Source organism: Paenibacillus sp. FSL W8-0194 (assembly GCF_037969745.1).
GTDB classification, from domain to species: Bacteria; Bacillota; Bacilli; order Paenibacillales; family Paenibacillaceae; genus Paenibacillus_AQ; species Paenibacillus_AQ cookii.
Genome location: NZ_CP150205.1, coordinates 3,361,589 through 3,380,890, shown reverse-complemented (window position 1 = coordinate 3,380,890; position 19,302 = coordinate 3,361,589). Strand labels below are relative to the sequence as shown.

The window sequence follows — 19,302 nt, the reverse complement described above, 5'->3', positions numbered from 1 at the left end:
GGCGTAACCAACGATGGAACCACAATGTCGAAACGAGTGATGAGGTTTGAAGTGGACAATAGCGGCATATCTCCTGTATCTCCTGCTGCAGGATCACGCTCCAGATCAGCATAACGGCGGGTTAACCGTCACCCATGAAGGGAAATCCGTATCGAGCCTGAGCTTGGATGCGCACAGGTTACCCGTGTTTCCTTTGCTGGATATGGAAAAATATAACCGATGGGTAAATGAATTGGACCGGAAAACGTATACGGAACCCGTCAACGCCCGCATCGGTGGAAACGGGCAAATCGTGCCCGGTCAAAACGGGCATAAGCTTGACCGCAAAGAATTCATGAAACGTTATTATGATGCACTCTACGGCGGAGGCCCGGCTTCGATAGAGGTTCCGGTGTACCCGGTCTATCCCAAGGTAGACACGGAGCTGCTTGCTTCGCTGCGGGCCCAGCAGATCGGATATTACGTAACGTACTACAATGCGGGCAACATCGACCGCTCTCACAATATCGCGTTGGCCGCCAAAGCGATCGACGGCACCGTCGTGTTCCCCGGAGAAACGTTTTCTTTTAATCGCGTGGTCGGCATTCGAACGACAGGCAAAGGGTATAGGAAAGCGGCCGTCATCGTCAGGGGCGAATTGTCCGAAGGCATTGGCGGAGGGATTTGCCAGGTATCCTCGACGCTGTTCAACGCGGCCGATCGGGCAGGGCTGAGCATCGTCCAGCGTTACTCCCACAGCCGCCACGTGCCCTATGTTCCGCCGGGCAGGGATGCGACGGTCAGTTGGGGCGGACCGGACTTCGTCTTTAAAAACGCCTACAACCAGCCCGTTTTGATCCGGGCGTTTGCGGGCGTAGGCCGCGTCGGCGTGTCCATTCATTCATCGGACGTCATCGAATACATGCCGAGAAAGGTGCCGAGCATGTCCCAGCGGCTGCCCGAAGAAATAAGGGAAGCGCCTACGCTGCCGATCCCGGCGAACGGGAAAAAGTGACGCGTGTCCGCTCCTGGCGAAAGTGAAATCCTTTTAGGAATCGGAAGCGAACCAGCGGCCATGCTGCGGCATGGAAAATAAACGATGCCGGTTATGTTATGATATTATAAAACAACCGAATATCATGCATGGGGGGATGGCATCTATGAATCATTCGTTTATTTTGAAAGCCGTATGGGACGGAGGCCGCAACAGCCAGGGAACGATCGAAGCGGGCCAGCTGAAAACGGCCATTTCGATTCCGAAGGAAATGGGCGGGCCGGGAATCGGCACCAATCCCGACGAAATGCTGCTCGGGGCCGCGGCGACGTGTTATTTGATCACGCTGGCGGCGATGATGGAGCGGGGCGGGCTGCCGGTCGAAAAGCTGACGCTGGAATCGGAAGGGATCGTGGACGTCACGAACAACGTCTTCACGTACGTCAGCATCACGCATAAGCCGCACATCGTGCTGAAGGCCGAAGCTGCGGATCACGATTTGGAGCATGCCCGCAGGCTTGCCGAAAAAGCGGAAAGCTCCTGCATGATTTCCCGCGCGGTAGCCGGTAATGTGGCATTGTCCACGGTGCCGCGCATCGAAAGAAATTTGCCGTAAAAACCTTGGGGGAAAGGAAACCCCCTCCTTGCGGCATCGGATGCAGCCAGGTTTAAAAATCAAGGGCGCCAGAGAGGTCCATCCCTTATGGACTTGTCGGCCGCCCTTTTTTCGTATCTTCCATGCCGTACCACGACCGGCGGCAAAACACATCCCGGTGGTTCTTTCATCCGCTCCTGCTTTATGCCAAGATAGTATACGGAGGGATTGCCATATGTTTACCGATTTTAAAATTGTGGAAGGCCGGCCGTTAACGGTGCAGGTTAAAGAATATTTGAAACAGTGGATTACGAAAGGAAAAGGAAGGGTCGATCAGAAGCTGCCGTCGACAAGGGAGCTGAGCACGATGCTCGGCATCAGCCGAAATACGCTGGTAACCGTGTATTCCGAGCTGGAAGAAGAAGGATTCATCTATACGGTGCATTCCAAAGGAAGCTTCGTTTCCCGCGTCGGGATCGCCTCCGTCCCGTCCTGGTCGCTCGATTGGCAGCAGCGGCTGAACGATACGGCAAAACAGGCCGTCGACCTTGACCTGATGAAACGCGATTTGCGGGGCGAAAAAGGCATGATCAACTTCGCCAGCATCGCGCCGGACGAAAAGCTGTTCGATCTTACCAACGTGAAGCGCGCCTTTTTGGACCGAATGGCTCTGGAAGGGGAAATTTTGCTGAATTACGGCTATGCCAAAGGGTATAAACCGCTGATCCAATATTTGACGGGGTACATGGAAACGAAAGGCGTCGACATGGAAGGAAAGGACATTTTGATCACGAACGGCTTTACCGAAGCGTACGATATCATTTTATCCTCGCTTAAGGTGCCTTGCAGGCACATTCTGTGCGAGAACCCGACCCACCACACGGCGATTAAAATATCGAAATTGCACGGCTACGACATCACTGGAATTCCGATGGATCAGGACGGCGTCAGGCTGGATTTGTTCGAGCGGGCGTTAAAAGAGAACGAGTTCGGGCTGGCGTATTTGACGCCTTCGTACCATAATCCGACCGGAATCGTCATGTCGGCGGAAAAAAGGGTCGAGGTGCTGCGTTTGCTCGCGGAACACCGGATACCGCTGATCGAGGATGGTTTTAACGAGGAGCTTCGTTATTCGGGCTCCCACATGGCACCGCTCGCCGCTTTCGGCGGGGAGGGGAACAGCATCATCTACCTCGGCAGCTTTTCCAAAATCCTGTTTCCGGGCATCCGGATCGGCTGGATTGCGGCGGACCGGGAATTGATCGATGCGCTGGTCAGCGTGAAGCGTTCGCGGAACATCCATACGTCGACGCTCGACCAGGCGGTGCTGTTCCAATATTTCCATAACGGCAACTTTGAAAAATATTTGAAAAGGGCCAAATCGGAGTATAAAAGAAAACACGAGCTGGCCGTCCGCTGCTGCACCGAACACATCCCCTGCGAGCGGATAACCGGTTCAGGCGGATTGCACCTGTTTATCGAACTGTCCGAGCGGCTGAGCGCCCGGGAAATTCTCGCCGATTGCTACAGGCAAGGCGTGGTGTATACCGCAGGGGACGTGTTTTTTACGGATGGAGGCGGGGCAAATACGCTCCGGCTCGGCTTTTCGCGGGTGAGCGACGACGAGCTTCGCCGCGGAATCGAAATCATCGGAAAAGAAGTGACCAAAAGATTGGAGGCGCAACGATGAAGGTAGGCATCATTATGGGCGGGGTTTCTTCCGAAAGGGAAGTGTCGCTAGCGACGGGGAAAGAAATGATGGCTCATCTGGACCGGACGAAATACGAGGCGATCCCGATCGAGATTCGGCATAAACAGGATTTGCTTGCCCAGGCGAAAGGGATCGATCTGGCGCTGCTCGCCCTCCATGGCAGCTTCGGCGAAGACGGCACGATTCAAGGCACGCTTGAAACGATGGGGATCCCGTACACGGGATGTTCGCTGCTGTCCAGCGCATTGTGCATGGATAAGGATGTAAGCAAAAAATTGCTGCGTTGCGAAGGCCTGCATACGCCGGATTGGGTGCTTCTCAGCCAGTTGGACGATATCCGGAGTCCGCAGGTTGCCGCGCTCGGGTATCCGCTCGTAGTCAAACCGAATGCCGGGGGCTCCAGCATCGGGGTTACCTTGGTCAGGGACGAACAAAGCCTTCGGCAAGCGGCGAAGACCGCCTTTGCCTATGGCGAAGAGGTGCTCGTGGAAGCTTATGTCGACGGCGAGGAGATCACGTGCGGGATGCTGAACGGGGAGCTGTTGCCGATCTTGTCGATTAAACCAAGCGCCGAATTTTTCGATTATACGTCCAAATACGAGCCGGGGCAAAGCGACGAGCGTATCGCGGCGTTCGAACCGGAGCTTGAACAGCGCATTCGCAATGCGGCCGTCAAAAGCTTCCGGGCGATGAAGTGTTCGGTGTATGCCCGAGTCGATATGATGCTGAAGGACGGCATTCCATATATCCTCGAAGTCAACACGCTGCCCGGCATGACCCGGACCAGCCTGCTGCCGCAGAGCGCGCATGCGGCGGGAATCTCTTTCGCGAAGCTGCTGGATGCCATCATCGAAGGATCCTTGGCGGCAAGGCCGAATACGGAAAATGGCGTCATCGGCAGCAGTCGCCGGCAGCAGGCAGGGTGACTGCATCCATGGGAAAAGGACCTCTTCGAATGAAGAGGTCCTTTTTTGGGCATCGGCAAGTTTAAGACAGCCATGCGATCCGCGAGAGCAGAGATCATGGCAATAACGTTTACGATTTGCCGTATCCGACCGCTTGGGCGATCAGCTCCGCCAGCGTTTGTCCGCCTTCCGGCTTCAAATGGACGCCGTCGGGTTCAAAATACGATTGGCCTTCGCTGGCCCCGTGCCAATCGAGCAGCACCGCGTTCGGATAAGCGGAAGCCGTTTTTTTGATCGAGGTGTTAACGACGCTCTCCCAGCTGCGCGGAACCCTCGCATTCACCAGCACGACCCTGCGCACGTCCTGCATGGAATCCAGAAGCGACATCAGCTGTTTGCTGCTGAACGGGCCGTTCGTGCCCAGCTCGATCACGACCTGATCGCCCAGCTTTCCTTCTTCCCGGAGACGGGCGACCAGTTCCGGCGCTTCGGCCATTTGCCTTCCGATTTTGCCGTCGATCACCGCTCCGGGGATCAGCTGCTGCAAATAAGGCTCCGCATCCAGCATGATCGAGTCGCCGATGGCCGTCACCGGAACGCTGTTGCCGCTTTTCGGAGTGCCAGGAACCTGCGTTTTGCCGCCGGCCGATGCGCGCGGAGGTTTCGTTTTGCCAGGTTGGCTTGCGGAATCCTTAGGCTCGTCGGTTGCGGCTGAATCATCATTGGCTGAACCCGCTTTGGCTGAGCCCTCTTCGGGTGCACCCTCCTTGCCCGCCGGCTGCCGGCCGCTGCCCGAATTCGCCGGTGCCTCCGCGTCCGCTGCCGGTTTTTTCGCCGGACCATCCGCGAGGTTGGCGGTGTTTCCGATCGGCTGATCCGTCCGGACGGCTTCCCCGTCATCGTTTTTGGCCGCCGTGCTTTCCGGCGCCCCTTTAACCGGCGGCGCGTCCTCGCTTTCTTCTCCCGCCGGACCCGCAGCCGGTTCTGCCGGCGTTTCGGACGGGGCCCAGACTTGCGCGGCCGCCGCCTCCTGATGCAGCTTCGACGCGCTTACCGGCGCCCGCATGGCGAGTCCGGCGAAGGACACGACGACCATCAGCAGCACGGAGGCTAACGTTACCCAGCCTTTCATCGGCACGAGGGACAAGTTAACGCTGCCTTTGCGGAGTTTGCGCCACGACCTGCCGACGAGGCCTCCCCGGACCGGCTCTTCGATATATTTATAGGACAGACAGGCCAGCGCGACGCTTAAAGCCGTTTGCAGCAGGGCGCGCCATACGTTCGGTTCGGCATTTGCGCCGCCCGAAAGCAGAATGACCGGATAATGCCATAAATATATCCCGTAGGTTCTCACCCCGATCCATCGCAGCGGTTTCATGCCGAGCAGCCTGCCTACGAAGCTTGCCGGATGCGCGGCGGAGGCAATCACCATGGCGGTGAGCAGCGACAGGAGCAGGAACCCGTACGGATATAAAAAGGGGTCGTATTCGTTGGTTTTCCATACCATCCTAAAAATCGAGACCAACCCAACCGCCCCGATCAGGTTAAGCGTAACGCGTGTTCCCGGCCCGGCTGAGGCGGACATGTTCCGGCTGGGCCAAACGATGCTGAGGGCAGCCCCGATCAGCAGCGAAAACGCGCGCGTGTCGGTGCCGTAATAGACCCGGCTTGGATCCGTGTCGGGATGGTATAGCAAAAGCATGGCAAGCGCCGACAAAACCGCCAAAGCCAGGGCAAGCAAAAAGACCGGCCCGCGTTTTTTCATCCGTTTCATGCCGATGAGCAGCAGTATGGGCCACAAGATGTAAAATTGTTCCTCGACCGCCAGCGACCACATGTGCCCGAACGGGGATTGGGGGCCGAATTTTTCGAAATAGGATACCTGATGGAAAATCGAATACCAATTGTTTATGTATAAAAGCGAAGAAACAACGTCGCCGCGCAAGACGGATATCAAGGAACGGTCAAAAAGGGTGACCCATGCGACGACGGCCGCCATCATGACGAGCATGGCAGGGAGCAGCCTGCGGCATCGCCTGATCCAAAACGATTTCAGGTCGATCGACCGGCTGCGGCTCCATTCCGCGGTGAGCAAATCCGTGATCAAATATCCGGATAAAACAAAAAAGATGCTGACGCCGAGCAGTCCACCCGGGGCCCATTCGACGTTCAGATGGTACAAAACGACAAAAAACAACGCCAGCGTCCGCAGACCGTCAAGACCCGGCATGTAACGTTTGCTGTGGGATAACTGATTAGACATATGGACTAACCCTGCTTTCCAAACCGGATCGGTCCCTCAAAAAGCGGGATATGTATGCGGAAAAGATCGATTCGCTTATGTTCATGATCTGGATGCCTCCGTACGGATGATGATGTCAATGAAGTGGTTCACAGGTACTTACTTTATCATAAGCGCTTCCGTTTAAAGTTACAAAAAGATTGCTTTCCATTCACATTTTGTTCATGATGTAGGCTATGCGAACGATACAACCGAAATGCGGGGCTGCAGGGTGCCGAAAAACAAAAAAAAACGGGAGCTGAGCCGAATAGGGGGCATTTTTCCTATACCGGTCCGCCCCGCGCGGTTCGTCTTGTATGGATCGATCGTACCATATGCCAAAATGCCCCTTCACGAGCATTGTTTATCGGCCGGATGCCCCGGAACGTAAGGGCATCCGGCTTTTTTCCTGCTAAGGGGTTTCCATGGCGACCGCGCACCTGGTCCGGATAAACATCATTCGTCCCGGACTTGGCAGCGAAATAAAGCCTAAAGGGCGGGTTGTTATTGCGGCTGTCTGCGGTATACTGGGAACAAATGGTCCATAGGATGAATTTTTAGGAGGCATACCATGCATACGCGTCGTAGTTTAATCGATCAGCTGGAAGCGGCCGGAATCGACCGGAAGGGGACGCTGCTCGTTCATTCTTCCATGAAAAGCGTCGGGCAAGTGGAAGGAGGAGCGGATACGGTTTTGGATGCGCTGAGCGAATACATGCGGGAGGGCCTGCTCGTTCTGCCAACCCATACATGGTCATACATTCAGGCTGATAATCCCAAATTTTATGTCGAATCATCGCCTTCGTGCGTCGGCATTTTGCCGGAATTGTTCCGCAAACGCAAGGGAGTGGTTCGTTCGTATCATCCGACGCACTCCGTCGCCGCTTTAGGCAGGGATGCCGGGGATTTTGTTGCCGGAGCGGAGCGCTATGACACGCCGTGCCACAGGGAATCCCCTTGGGGGAAACTGCTGGACCGCAAAGCGACCATCCTGCTTGTCGGGGTGGATTTAAGGCGCAACACGTTTATTCACGGGATCGAGGAATGGGCGGATGTTCCCGGAAGACTGACCGACGGCCATGAAAACCTGATCGTCGTGCTTGGCGACGGCACGGAAATTCCGGTTCCGTCCCGGCGCCATTGCGGACTTCCGTGGTCGGAACATTTCTGGAAGGTGGAGGGAATTCTTGAGCGGACAGGGGCGATCCGCCGGGCGAAATTGGGGGAGGCGGATTGCTGGGCATGCGATGCCGTCCGAATGACGGAGGTCATAAGCGGAATGTTGCAGGACCATCCCGATTTATTTTCGGATCAAGATCCTCTTTCCGAAAGCGTGGTTCAAGAAGCCGAAGCGAAATTCTTGAGGCAAGCGTGATGATGTTGCCGAAGAGGATGCGAGTGGATTGTCCGGGGCGTGCTTGCTCCGGGGCGCTAAACAAGAGATAATCACGGCAGGCGTCTGAACGCTGGCCGCTTTTCGGGCTCGCGTATCGATGAAAATGTTGAGCAGGGGAGAACGATGGGACATGGAAATTGTGAAGTTTAGCGAATTTTCGGCGAGTGAGCTTACCCGGTTGTGGAACGAAGGCTTCAAAGGATACGCATTCGACATGACGATGAGCGTCGACGCGTTCATCAAACGGATTCCGGAGAACCAGCTCTCCATGGAGGCGTCGATCGCGATCTGCGATCAAGGCAAGCCGGTAGGTTTCGTCATGAACGGTTTTCGCACCGTCGACGGACGGTTGACGGCCTGGAACGGCGGCACGGGGATCATTCCGGAATACAGGGGCCGGGGGCTCGGCAAACAGCTGATCGGGGCGGCGCTTGACGTCTGCAGGGAAAAAGGCGCCGAGGCGGCCCTGCTGGAGGCGCTGAGCGAAAATGAACCGGCGATCAAGCTGTACGCGAAGATGGGATACCGATGGATCGGGGATTTAAGATTTTACGAGCAAAAGGAAGGATTGAAATCCGATGCTTTTGCGTCGGAGGGGGCGGATGCCTACCAATTCCGGTTCGGTCTGCCCCGGGATGTTCAGCGTTTCAAGCTTCCGGTCGGAGACCTGCCGTGGCAAACCCATTGGGAAAACATCGCCGGCGGTGAATCGGTCATCGCAACGGACGCAAATGGGGAACTTGCGGGTTATGCGCTGTTTAGAAAAACGATGGACGCGGGCGGAGAACATCAGGCGACGGTTCTGTACCAGTGCCGGACCGTAGAAGATACGGGAGAGCGAGCCTCGGAGCTCCTCAAAGCGCTGTTGTCCCGGGCGTATGCCCCGCTGGATGCAAATATAACGCGCCGCGCCGTCAATCTGCGGGTATCCGAGGAGCGGCTCATACGGATTCTGGAGGAAGCCGGCTTTAAAGCCACGGTTCATCAGGTACATATGAAATGCGAGCTGAACCAGGCCTAGCGTATAGAAAAAATGCTTAAAATAGTATAAAATTGTCTTGTCGTTTGCCGTGATGTTAACGGAGGCTTGAAAACCGAAAATATGCAGCGTGTGCATGAACATAAGCCATGGATCGTATCATTTTGTCCATGGCTTTCTTGCTCCGTGGAACGGTGAACGAAGAATTCGTCTTTGAAAGAAGGTGCCGATTATCTTGGAGCTGTATTTTAGAGATAATTTCTTTAATGCGGGCCGTACCGATATCGTCAACGCCAGGCGGGAGCCTGCAGGGACATTGGATTTGAAAAGCGCGTTCGGCTCGTCGCTCGACGTGCTTGATGCCGGCGGGAATCTTGTTTGCAGCGGAAAGTTCCGGTTCATGTCAACCAAATGGGAGGTGACGGGGGCGGACGGAAGCCTGCTGGGCGTGCTGAAACACCGTCTCAGTTTCATGTCGAAAAAATTCATTTACGAATCAGAGGGGAGAGGAATTTACGAAATTTTTTCGCCCGCGTTCTTCAAGGAATATTCGATCACCGACGAGCGCGGGCTCGCGGTTGCCCAATTCGAAAAGGTGAACGGATGGTTCGAATCCGGAGCTTTTTGCCTGCGGAACGAATCCGAACGTTTGGGGAGCTATGAATTGATCGCCGTCGTTATGGGAGTGCATGAAACAAACAAAAGGATGTCGAATGCGCACCACGCCAACATTCCTTGAGTTTTGTCCTCCGTCCGAAAGACGAAAATGGAAGCAGAATGATTCCAAGGAGGCTTGTATTGGAGCCCTTCGGCTGTTATGATATGTGCGTGCTGAAATCGATTACATGAGGATGACTACATATATTTTTGGGAGGAAGCATCATGGCAAACACGAGTATCATTCTGCGCGTTGAACTTGATCATGCGAAGGTCACCTTTGGGGATGTTGCTGCCGCAATCAGCAAATCCGGGGGGGATATCACGTCCATCGACGTGATCAGGCCGGGAAAAGATTCTTCGGTCAGGGACATTACCGTCGAAGTCGTGGACACCGAAGAGAACAACGTCGTCGAATCGCTTAGGAAACAGGATGGCATCAAGCTGATCAACGTTTCGGACCGGACCTTCCTCGTTCATTTGGGCGGCAAAATCAAAATTCAGCCGACGCTGCCGATCAAAAACCGGGACGACCTGTCCCGGGTCTATACGCCAGGCGTGGCGAAGGTTTGCACGGCCATCCACGAAAATTCGGAAAAGGCTTACTCGTTGACGATCAAACGCAATACGGTTGCCGTCGTCAGCGACGGCACGGCGGTGCTCGGACTCGGAGACGTCGGCCCTTATGCCGCGGCTCCCGTGATGGAAGGGAAAGCGATGCTGTTCAAGCAGCTGGCCGGGGTCGATGCGTTCCCGATTTGTTTGGATACCCGCGACACGGAGGAGATCATCCGCACCATTAAGGCGATGAGCCCGATTTTCGGCGGCATCAACCTGGAGGACATCAGTTCCCCGCGCTGCTTCGAAATCGAAAGAAGATTGTCCGAGGAGCTGGAAATTCCGGTCTTCCACGATGATCAGCACGGTACGGCCGTCGTCGTCATCGCGGGGCTGCTCAACGCCTTAAAGGTCGTCAACAAACGGATCGAAAACATCCGGGTCGTCGTTAACGGCATCGGCGCCGCAGGGGTTTCCATCTGCAAGATGCTGCTGAGCGCAGGCGTGACCAAATTGGTGCCCGTGGACCGCGAAGGCGCGATCGTCAGAGGCGGAACGTACGAACACGAGATGTGGCAGTGGCTGGCGGATCAGCCTCAGGTCGAGGCGACGGGTGGAACGCTGAAGGAAGTCATTAAAGGCGCCGACGTCTTTATCGGCGTATCCCGCGGAAACTTGCTGAACGGCGAAGATATCCGTGGAATGGGACCCGATCCGATCGTTTTCGCCATGGCCAATCCGGTGCCCGAAGTGTCGCCCGAAGAGGCGCTTCCTCATGCACGGGTATACGCTACCGGTCGGAGCGATTTCCCGAACCAAATCAACAACGTGCTCGTATTCCCCGGATTGTTCCGCGGGGCGCTCGACTGCAGGGCGCGCTGCATCAACGAACCGATGAAGCTGGCTGCCGCGCGCGCCATCGCATCGGTCGTGACCGGCGGCGAGTTGAACGAGCTGTACATCATCCCGAGCATTTTTAACGACCAGGTCGTCATCGAAGTCCGCAAAGCGGTCGTGCAGGCAGCGATTTTGACCGGCGTAGCCCGCAGAATTCCGAAAGATTTCCGCTAAGATAACCTGCGATATAGAAAAACCCGCGTTTCTAGGCCAATAGAAACGCGGGTTTTTCCGGTTAAGGCAGCAGGAGCGCCTTGGGATCGATCGGCGGGACAAGACCTTCATCGGCCGCGCGCGTGAGCAGGGAAGAGATTGCGGCATAACCGTCTTCGCCCAAATTCGCGGTAAAGGAATTGACGTACAGATCGATGTGAGCGTCGGCCACCTTCGGATCCATTTCCTGGGCATGGCTGAGGACGTACTCGCGGGAAGCTTCCGGATGCGCCCACGCGTATTCCACCGATGCGCGCGCCCAATCGGAAATGGCCTTGAGATCCAAATTCCGTTTGGCGATGATGGCGCCAAGCGGGATCGGCAGCCCGGTATCCTGTTCCCACCAGTTGCCCAGGTCCGCCATCAGCGTCAGGCCGTAATTGGGATACGTAAATCTGGCTTCGTGGATGACAAGCCCGGCGTCGATGTTTCCGTCACGAACGGCAGGCATGATTTGGTCGAACGGCATGACGACGATCTCCCCGATGCCTCCCGGGACGTTTTGGGCAGCCCATAAGCGGAACAGCAGGTACGCGGTGGAACGTTCGCTTGGGACGGCTACGCGCCGTCCGGACAAGCCTTCGGCGTTTTTAGGCGCATCCGGTCCGCCCGACGCGAGCACAAGCGGCCCGCAGCCTCTGCCGAGAGCGCCGCCGCATGGCAGAAGCGCGTAGCGGTCCAGCACCCAAGGCAATGCTGCATAGGAAATTTTGAGCACGTCGTAATCGCTTTGTTCCTGGGCGGCCAGATGGTTCGTAATGTCGATATCCGCATAGGTAACTTCCAGCTGCGGTGCGCCCGGAATAAGGCCATGCGCCCATGCATGGAAGACAAAGGTATCGTTTGGACATGGTGAAAAAGCAATCTTCATTCGGTAAATACCCTCCTTAAAATGTCGCCTGCCGCTTCGAGCGCGGCAAAGGCTTCGCCGAGGCGCCAGGCCGCACGGTCCCTCGGGCCGACGACGTTCGAAATCGTGCGGATTTCGAGCACGGGCAGATTCCACAGCTTGGCGGCGGTCGCCACGCCGAAGCCCTCCATCCCTTCGGCAGCCGCATCGCCGTACCGCGCGGTTAACTTGGCGGTCGTTTCGGCGGAACCCGTTCCCGTCGTGACCGTCAGGATGGTGCCGCGGCTAACGGGAATCCCCTCGGATGCCATGGCATCGGAGAGGGTTTGCACAAGCTTTGAATCAGGCAGGATGACGGAGCTGCCGAAACCAAGCTCGTCCACGCTGAGAAACCCGTCAGGGGTTTCGGCGCCCAAATCGGCGGCCGCGATCCGGTCGGCGATGACGGTGGAGCCGATCTCCGCCCGTCCCTTGAAGCCTCCGGCGATCCCTGCGCTGATGACCAGGCTGTAGCTGCCCTTCGCAAGCTCTGCGGCCGTCCGTGCCGCCGCCGAGGCCGGCCCGAATCCGGCGAGTTGAACATTAAACCGCTTTGAATCGCGGGTTCCGCGCATGACGGCCTGCCGCTCTGCTTCGACCGCCGTCATGATCAGGATTCGTCCGTCCAAATCCGCATTTCGGAAGATATCCCCGTCATGCATCACGGTCTCCAAGTCTGATTTCATGCAGAATCCTCCAGTACAATTCATTTGACCTCAACATATTAACCTTATAACTAACGGAACGCCGTGTAAAGCGCGGCTCGTCCGTGGAGATTACCAACCTTGTTTTTACAAACGCTTTCCCGGAAGGTATAATGTACTTATTGGACATGATGTCAATTAAGGGAGGGATCAGCCATGCTTACCGAACAGCATATCAAAACGGCCATGCAGAACTACATCGATTGTTTTAACCGGGACGATTTGGAAGGAATCCTTTCATTATATGCGGAGGATGCGGTCGTAGAGGATCCCGCGGGGTCCGAGCCGGTGCGGGGCAAGGCCGCGATCGCGGAATTTTACCGTAAGGTCGTGAATGGAAGCACCCGGATCCGCCGCGAGGAACCGATTCGGGGGTCGCACGAACATTCGGGAGCCATGGCCGTTCATATCGAAACGACAGTCGAAGGCGCAACGATCGTCATTCATGTCATCGAGCTGATGACGTTTAACGAGGAAGGGCTCATTACCGGCATGAAGGCATATTGGGGACAGTCGGATATAGAGACGAAATGATTTTGCCGCCGTTCGCATGTCAACGCGCAGCATTTCGGACGGCAGCGGCATGGAGCAGCGAACCTTCGCTGCTTCTTTTTTATTCGGGGGAAATGAGACCGTTAGCTCGATTCCTCGATGCCGTACTGTCCGCTGTCAAATAACGCGGTGAAGGACGCCGGCGAGACGGCAGAAATGCCATTTCCGCCCGGTTTGCCGCATCAAATAACGTATAGAAACATATGGAAAACAAGAAAATACGGATAAGCGCCTGAAAAACGGAGGCCGCAGCCGTTTACGAAAGACCGCCGGCATTGCGCCGAACATGCTGCCGGATACTTTGCCGCGCGGGCGTTCGCCGTTTCCTTTCCCCAAAAAATCGGATATAATTCCTGGATGCGGGTATGAATTGACACATGGCGTAATGACTGGCGATATATTAGAATAGATAGGTCTACGTTTACGTGGCGAAAAGGAATCATTCATTGATTTTGAACATTAATAATGAAGTTGAAAGCGAGAAGGAACCTAATGCTGAATAACCGGATGACTTTTGAAAGCCTGTGCCTGCGGAACGAACCGCTGGCCAACCATTCATCGTACCAAATCGGGGGCGAAGCGAACTTTTTTGCCATGCCCGAAACGGTGGAGGAGCTTCTGACACTGCTGCGGGGCTGCAAAACGCACGGATTGGATTATTTTATTTGCGGGATGGGTTCGAACCTGCTGTTTCCGGACCGTCCGCAGGAGGATACGCTGTATATCTCATTGAAAAAATTCGTCTATTGGGACATCCAGCCGACCAAATGGTTCATATCCTCCGGAACGCCGATGTCCATGCTGGCGATCAGCGGCAGGATGTTCGGCATTCCCGGCTACGAGTTCACCTACTTGCTGCCCGGGGGACTTGGCGCGGGAATTTATATGAACGCGAAATACAATCACCATCAGATCAGCGACATCATTAAAACCGTTTATTACGTCGACTTGTCCGACCCGTCCTTGGCCGTTCGGTCGATCGACGTGTCGCAGTGCCAATACGGCTACAAACAATCCATTTTCCAGATGAACCCATGGCTGGTGCTCGGGGCGGATATGCTTGCCGTGCCGGACGAGAAGCAGATCGCTGCCGGCAATGAGCTGCTTGCGCGGTGGAAGGCGAAGGAAGGCATGTCGACGCTGGCTTCTTTTTATTCGTACATGGATGGGGAAGCCGAAGCGCTTAAGAAACAGGGCATCGTCATTCCGGCCGAAATGACCGACATCGCCAATTACCGTAACGGAAAACGACATTTCGAATTCCCTTCCTGCGGTTCGGTGTTCAAAAACAATTACGACTACGGCGTTCCGGTGGGCGCCCTTGTGGACCGGTTGAACATGAAGGGCAAGGAGCATGGCGGCGCAATGATCTCGCCGTATCACGGGAACATGATCATCAATCACCGGCATGCCACCGCCGAAGACGTGAAATATTTGATGAACGTGATCATTGAAGGGGTCAATAACGCATTCGGCTTTGAACCGGAACCCGAAGTGGTCGTCGTGAAATAAACAAAATAACATACAAGGCTGCGGCCGCGTATAAACCTTTCCGTTTTAGGAAAGGTTTTTTTGTGTACGTGCAGGCGAGTTAAGAAAAACAAAGTATTGCAAGTAAGTTGATGGGGTTATATAATAAAAAAAGTAAGTAAATAAAATATTGGAGGCAACTATACTTATGTCGAATTTCATCAATGCGCTCAAAAACAGACGTTCCATTTATGCCATTAGCAAGGATGTATCCGTTTCGGACGAAAAGATCGTCGAAATCGTAAACGAAGCGGTCAAACATACGCCATCGTCCTTTAACTCCCAAAGCGCACGCGTTGTCGTGCTGCTGGGGGAACAGCATGACAAACTGTGGAACCTGACGGAAGAAACGCTCAGAGGCGTCGTTCCAGCCGAAAATTTTGCTCCGACGGCCGAGAAAATGGCCGGATTCCGCAATGGATACGGCACGGTCCTCTTCTTCGAAGACAATGCCGTGATCGAAGGTCTTCAAGCCCAATTCGAAGCTTACAAGGATAATTTCCCTGTATGGTCCAATCAATCCAACGGCATGCTTCAGCTCGTCGTATGGACGGCTTTGGAAGAGGAAGGGCTGGGCGCAAGCTTGCAGCACTACAACCCGCTGATCGACCAAAAGGTCGCTCACGAATGGAACCTGCCTGCGAGCTGGAAGCTGATTGCCCAAATGCCGTTCGGCAAAGTGGTGGCTCCTGCCGGCGAGAAACAATTCCAGCCGCTTGAAGAGCGCGTCAAAGTATTCAACTAATTCAGGTTCAACCTGACATACAGCTACGAATAAAAAGAAAAGGGACGGTTTTTCCGGGTTTGCCGGAAAGACCGTCCCTTGTTTTTTCAAAAACTCGCACGATTAAACGCTTCACGCTGATCACCACGCTAATTATGCCGTGTGCGAGGCGTAAGCTCCGCCTGTCAAGGACGGCGGAGCCGTTTAAGGCTCAGGAGAGGTTTTCCCGCGGGAAGCGCTGAGATGATGGATTTGTTCCTCCAATATGCTGCTCGTTTTGCCGATGAACTGCATGATCAGCCGGAGCTCGTCCGCCGAATACTGGGAGGCAAGCTCCAGCATCGCCGAATGAAGAGGCGAATACGTGTTTTTGATTGCTTCGTTGTGCTCGTATACCGGAACGATAATGACTCTGCGCCGGTCGGCCGGATCGTTTTCCCTGCGTACGTAACCGCATTTTTCAAGCCGGTCGATCAACGCGGTGATCGTTCCGGTCGCCAGCCCCGTAATTTTGGATAGCTCGCCTGCCGTAATCGGCCCGGTTTCGCGCAAAATGTCAACCGATTTCAGATCGTTATTGTACAAACCGTGGGAGGCGGCGACAAACTGCTGGTACAATACGGTTCGGGTGCCCAACCCCCGCATCAGCAGCGCAAGCTGTTCCCGGAGATCTGCAGGCTGTTCCTGCCGTTCGCTTGACAAACGAGACACCTCCTCTTAATATTTACATATCTCGATGAACGAGATATTCGATAAATGAGATATTAATATGATTTTATCGAACTTGCTCATACTTTGCAAAGGGGAAAGGGGTTTGCGAATGGAAGCTGCCAAAAACAACATAAAGCTGGTTGTGGCAGGCTTGTTGCTTGCCATTTTTATGTCGGCTATCGATAATACCATCGTTGCCACGGCCATGGGGACGATCGTGTCCGATCTCGGCGGGATGGACAAGTTTGTCTGGGTCACGTCCGCGTATATGGTGACCACCATGGCGGGCATGCCGATTTTCGGCAAATTATCGGACATGTACGGCAGAAAGAGATTTTTTATTTTCGGTTTGGCCGTGTTTTTGATCGGTTCCGCGTTATGCGGGCTGGCTCAAACGATCGAGCAGCTCAGCATCTACCGCGCGATCCAGGGGATCGGCGGGGGAGCGCTTATGCCGATCGCGTTTACGATTATTTTTGACATTTTTCCGCCGGAAAAACGGGGCAAAATGACCGGGCTTCTCGGTGCGGTTTTCGGAGCGGCAAGCGTGGTCGGTCCGCTGCTCGGGGCCTATATTACCGATTACATGGGATGGGAATGGGTGTTTTATATCAACGTTCCGATCGGGATCGTTTCGTTTGCGCTGATCATGAAAAACTATAAGGAATCGCCTTCCCATTCGAAGCAAAAGATCGACTGGTGGGGCGCCGCGACCCTCGTTATTGCGGTCATCAGCCTGATGTTCGCGCTGGAGCTCGGAGGCAAGGAGTATGCCTGGAGTTCGGCGCCGATCATTTCGCTGTTTGCGCTCTTCGCCGTTTTTTTCGTCGCGTTCTTTTTCGTGGAGCTTCGGGCGAAGGAGCCGATTTTGCCGTTTTTCCTCTTTAAACGCCGTTTGTTTGCTTCATCGCAAATATTAGCGTTTTTATACGGCGGCACGTTCATTATATTGACGGTGTACATTCCGATCTTCGTCCAGGCCGTGTACGGCGGCTCGGCGACCAATGCAGGACTGATCCTGACGCCGATGATGCTCGGTTCGGTGGCGGGCAGTTCGATCGGCGGCATATTTTCGACGAAGACAAGCTATCGCAATCTGATGGGGATTTCGGTTGTGTTTTATCTTGCAGGCATGTACCTTCTCAGCACGCTCCAGCCGGATTCCGCGCGTTATTTGCTGACATTGTTCATGGTCGTCGTCGGCTTTGGCATGGGCTTTTCGTTTTCGCTGCTGCCTACGGCCTCCCAGCATAATTTGGAGCCGCGCTACCGCGGGACCGCGAACTCGACCAACCAGTTTCTTCGTTCGCTGGGGATGACCATGGGGATTACGATTTTCGGCACGATTCAAAATAACCTGTTTACGAGCAAGCTGACGGAGAACTTCAAAGGCATGGGCGGGAATGCCGACTCCGCCATGTCCAGCCTCGGAGATCCCAAGCAAATCTTCGAGCCTAGCGTACGTACGAAGATTCCGGAGGCTGTCCTCTCCAAAATCATCGACGCCATGTCAGGTTCGATCACCCATGTGTTCCTGATTGCTCTCGTCCCGATTGCCATCGCCGTCATTTTCGTCATTGCGATGGGGAAGGCAAGGGTCGAACTCCCTCAGAAGCGGCAGGAGAAAGCCTAAAGGCATTGAAATGCTATAAAACGATAAAACGTCCGAGGATGTCGGGCGTTTTTTCTTTGGGGCAGGAAAGGGTGCTTTTCTGACCGCCCGATGTTTTGCGTCCCGCCGGAATGGTTAGACTCATATTAGGAAAAAAGGGTTTCATAACATTCCAAGGAAGAAGGGGTAAACCAATGAGTGACCAACTGAACGCCGCAAAGGCATGGCTGGAGCAAAAAACCGGAGAAACGCTGCTGATCCGCAAAGAGGAGCGGGACGATATCGACGAAACCCGGGTACGCCTGGTGAGCGTGGAATATGACGAAACGGTGCCGACCTTCGACGAATACGCGGAAGGAAGCTCCCTCATTTTACACGGGGCGGGAAACGTCGTCAGCGGGGACGGCGAATTGCCGCTGCCTAGGGACGAATACCAGATCTACGTGGACGGACAGTTCGACTGCAGCCCCGACGGCAACGGCTTAAGCTTGACGACGGGACGGGCCAAATACCGCATTTCCGTCATTTCTTGACGGTCTTGCCGGCTCGTGCCGACCATGCATCCTTGAAAAGCGGTCGGTGGTTTTTTGGTTTTTTTACAGAAAATCTGTATTAAACATTTGTCATATCCTTCAAAACGTGATAAAGTTAACATTGACCTTATGACTGGAATTGTTTTTCGGTCAATCATAGGATGTAGAGCGAATTCGGGAGGGGAAAATCATAGGAACGGTGGATCGTAAAAAGCAGGTGCTTGAAGCGGCTTCTCGGTCCTTCGCATTGTTCGGCTACAAAGCGACCACGATGGACCAGGTGGCCAAAATCGCCAATGTGGGGAAAGGGACCATCTATACGTTTTTTGATACCAAGGAGCAGCTTTTCGACGAAATCGTCAATGGCGTCATTTCCGAAATGAAATCGATCATTTTGCGGGAAGTGGACCATGACAGGAAGTTTTTTGACAATTTGTTCCGCGTTTTGGATTCTTTTCTGGAATTCCGCAGCGAGCACGAACTCCTCATCAAGCTGTCCCAGGAGCTTCGGGACGTCGGCACGCCTCAATCGCAAGAAGCGATGGCCCAGGTGGAAAACGTCATTCTGGGGTATATCGAAAAAGAAATCGAGCGGGCGATTGCCCGGGGCGAGCTGAGGGATTGCGACCCCAAAATCGTATCTTTCCTGATGGTAAAGATGTACATCGCCTTGACTTCGGAGTGGAACAAAAACCACGAGCCGTTATCCAAGGAGCAGATCAAGGAGCATATCCGGCTTTTTTTGGAGAACGGGCTCGCTGCGAACGCGTAACGCATTCCGGAACCATGGAAGTAGCACCGCCAAACCAAGCTCATACATCGGGAGCAGCTCAGCTCGGGCATGCGAACCGGCGACGGATACCCGGAGCCTGCTTTCGCATG

The 19,302-nt window shown here is 54.7% G+C and carries 18 protein-coding genes; 14 read left to right on the top strand and 4 right to left on the bottom strand.

The genetic code is table 11. From position 1 onward, the window contains the following. Nucleotides 1-82: 82 nt before the first annotated feature. The 4 genes from MKY58_RS15215 to MKY58_RS15200 all read left to right on the top strand — a co-directional run bounded on the left by MKY58_RS15215 (nucleotide 83) and on the right by MKY58_RS15200 (nucleotide 4,205). Complete coding sequence (locus MKY58_RS15215; RefSeq protein ID WP_339325168.1) at nucleotides 83-994, top strand: VanW family protein; 912 nt, start codon at nucleotides 83-85, stop codon at nucleotides 992-994. Nucleotides 995-1,139: 145 nt separating this feature from the next. After that, nucleotides 1,140-1,589, top strand: coding sequence for an OsmC family protein (locus MKY58_RS15210; RefSeq protein WP_036711576.1), 450 nt, complete (start codon nucleotides 1,140-1,142; stop codon nucleotides 1,587-1,589). A gap of 214 nt (nucleotides 1,590-1,803) precedes the next feature. Beyond that, nucleotides 1,804-3,258: a PLP-dependent aminotransferase family protein gene (locus MKY58_RS15205; RefSeq protein WP_339321019.1), complete on the top strand. Its 1,455-nt coding sequence runs from the start codon at nucleotides 1,804-1,806 to the stop codon at nucleotides 3,256-3,258. After that, entirely contained in the window at nucleotides 3,255-4,205 is a 951-nt protein-coding gene (locus MKY58_RS15200) for a D-alanine--D-alanine ligase (RefSeq protein WP_339321018.1), read from the top strand. The genes MKY58_RS15205 and MKY58_RS15200 overlap by 4 nt, the downstream gene beginning before the upstream one ends. A gap of 109 nt (nucleotides 4,206-4,314) precedes the next feature. On the opposite strand, the gene MKY58_RS15195 is transcribed toward MKY58_RS15200, so the two are convergent. Further along, a complete protein-coding gene (locus MKY58_RS15195; protein ID WP_339321017.1) occupies nucleotides 4,315-6,447 on the bottom strand; it encodes an acyltransferase family protein in 2,133 nt (710 codons plus the stop codon). Between the two features lie 589 nt (nucleotides 6,448-7,036). On the opposite strand from MKY58_RS15195, the gene MKY58_RS15190 reads away from it, so the two are divergent. From MKY58_RS15190 to MKY58_RS15175, 4 genes are all read left to right on the top strand, one after another. Then, nucleotides 7,037-7,840: an AAC(3) family N-acetyltransferase gene (locus MKY58_RS15190; protein ID WP_339321016.1), complete on the top strand. Its 804-nt coding sequence runs from the start codon at nucleotides 7,037-7,039 to the stop codon at nucleotides 7,838-7,840. A gap of 151 nt (nucleotides 7,841-7,991) precedes the next feature. Further along, nucleotides 7,992-8,882 carry a GNAT family N-acetyltransferase gene (locus MKY58_RS15185; protein ID WP_339321015.1) on the top strand — a complete coding sequence of 297 codons (891 nt, stop codon included), beginning with the start codon at nucleotides 7,992-7,994 and terminating at the stop codon, nucleotides 8,880-8,882. A gap of 193 nt (nucleotides 8,883-9,075) precedes the next feature. Further along, nucleotides 9,076-9,579 carry a hypothetical protein gene (locus MKY58_RS15180; protein ID WP_339321014.1) on the top strand — a complete coding sequence of 168 codons (504 nt, stop codon included), beginning with the start codon at nucleotides 9,076-9,078 and terminating at the stop codon, nucleotides 9,577-9,579. A 143-nt stretch (nucleotides 9,580-9,722) separates the two neighbouring features. Beyond that, entirely contained in the window at nucleotides 9,723-11,126 is a 1,404-nt protein-coding gene (locus MKY58_RS15175) for an NAD-dependent malic enzyme (RefSeq protein ID WP_339321013.1), read from the top strand. Nucleotides 11,127-11,187: 61 nt separating this feature from the next. Here the strand turns inward: MKY58_RS15175 and MKY58_RS15170 are convergent, their stop codons facing one another. Together MKY58_RS15170 and MKY58_RS15165 are read right to left on the bottom strand one after the other, a co-directional pair. Then, on the bottom strand, nucleotides 11,188-12,036 hold the full coding sequence (locus tag MKY58_RS15170; protein ID WP_339321012.1) for a 1,4-dihydroxy-6-naphthoate synthase: 849 nt from the start codon (nucleotides 12,034-12,036) through the stop codon (nucleotides 11,188-11,190). Beyond that, a complete protein-coding gene (locus tag MKY58_RS15165; protein ID WP_339325167.1) occupies nucleotides 12,033-12,716 on the bottom strand; it encodes a futalosine hydrolase in 684 nt (227 codons plus the stop codon). The genes MKY58_RS15170 and MKY58_RS15165 overlap by 4 nt, the downstream gene beginning before the upstream one ends. Before the next feature lie 198 nt (nucleotides 12,717-12,914). Here MKY58_RS15165 and MKY58_RS15160 point away from each other — a divergent pair, with 198 nt between their 5' ends. The 3 genes from MKY58_RS15160 to MKY58_RS15150 all read left to right on the top strand — a co-directional run bounded on the left by MKY58_RS15160 (nucleotide 12,915) and on the right by MKY58_RS15150 (nucleotide 15,585). Further along, a complete protein-coding gene (locus MKY58_RS15160; RefSeq protein ID WP_339321011.1) occupies nucleotides 12,915-13,292 on the top strand; it encodes a nuclear transport factor 2 family protein in 378 nt (125 codons plus the stop codon). A gap of 510 nt (nucleotides 13,293-13,802) precedes the next feature. Further along, the gene (murB, locus tag MKY58_RS15155; protein ID WP_036711602.1) at nucleotides 13,803-14,822 is read left to right on the top strand and encodes a UDP-N-acetylmuramate dehydrogenase; all 1,020 of its coding nucleotides are present in this window, start codon (nucleotides 13,803-13,805) and stop codon (nucleotides 14,820-14,822) included. Between the two features lie 160 nt (nucleotides 14,823-14,982). Next, on the top strand, nucleotides 14,983-15,585 hold the full coding sequence (locus tag MKY58_RS15150; RefSeq protein WP_339325166.1) for a nitroreductase family protein: 603 nt from the start codon (nucleotides 14,983-14,985) through the stop codon (nucleotides 15,583-15,585). 183 nt (nucleotides 15,586-15,768) lie between these two features. On the opposite strand, the gene MKY58_RS15145 is transcribed toward MKY58_RS15150, so the two are convergent. Next, the gene (locus MKY58_RS15145; RefSeq protein ID WP_339325165.1) at nucleotides 15,769-16,209 is read right to left on the bottom strand and encodes a MarR family transcriptional regulator; all 441 of its coding nucleotides are present in this window, start codon (nucleotides 16,207-16,209) and stop codon (nucleotides 15,769-15,771) included. Nucleotides 16,210-16,384: 175 nt separating this feature from the next. Here MKY58_RS15145 and MKY58_RS15140 point away from each other — a divergent pair, with 175 nt between their 5' ends. From MKY58_RS15140 to MKY58_RS15130, 3 genes are all read left to right on the top strand, one after another. Further along, the gene (locus MKY58_RS15140; RefSeq protein ID WP_339321010.1) at nucleotides 16,385-17,908 is read left to right on the top strand and encodes an MDR family MFS transporter; all 1,524 of its coding nucleotides are present in this window, start codon (nucleotides 16,385-16,387) and stop codon (nucleotides 17,906-17,908) included. 173 nt (nucleotides 17,909-18,081) lie between these two features. After that, nucleotides 18,082-18,420 (top strand): hypothetical protein, encoded by a 339-nt coding sequence (locus MKY58_RS15135; protein WP_036711608.1) that lies wholly within the window; start codon nucleotides 18,082-18,084, stop codon nucleotides 18,418-18,420. A 190-nt stretch (nucleotides 18,421-18,610) separates the two neighbouring features. Continuing rightward, the gene (locus MKY58_RS15130) at nucleotides 18,611-19,192 is read left to right on the top strand and encodes a TetR/AcrR family transcriptional regulator (RefSeq protein ID WP_036711610.1); all 582 of its coding nucleotides are present in this window, start codon (nucleotides 18,611-18,613) and stop codon (nucleotides 19,190-19,192) included. Nucleotides 19,193-19,302 lie beyond the last annotated feature (110 nt).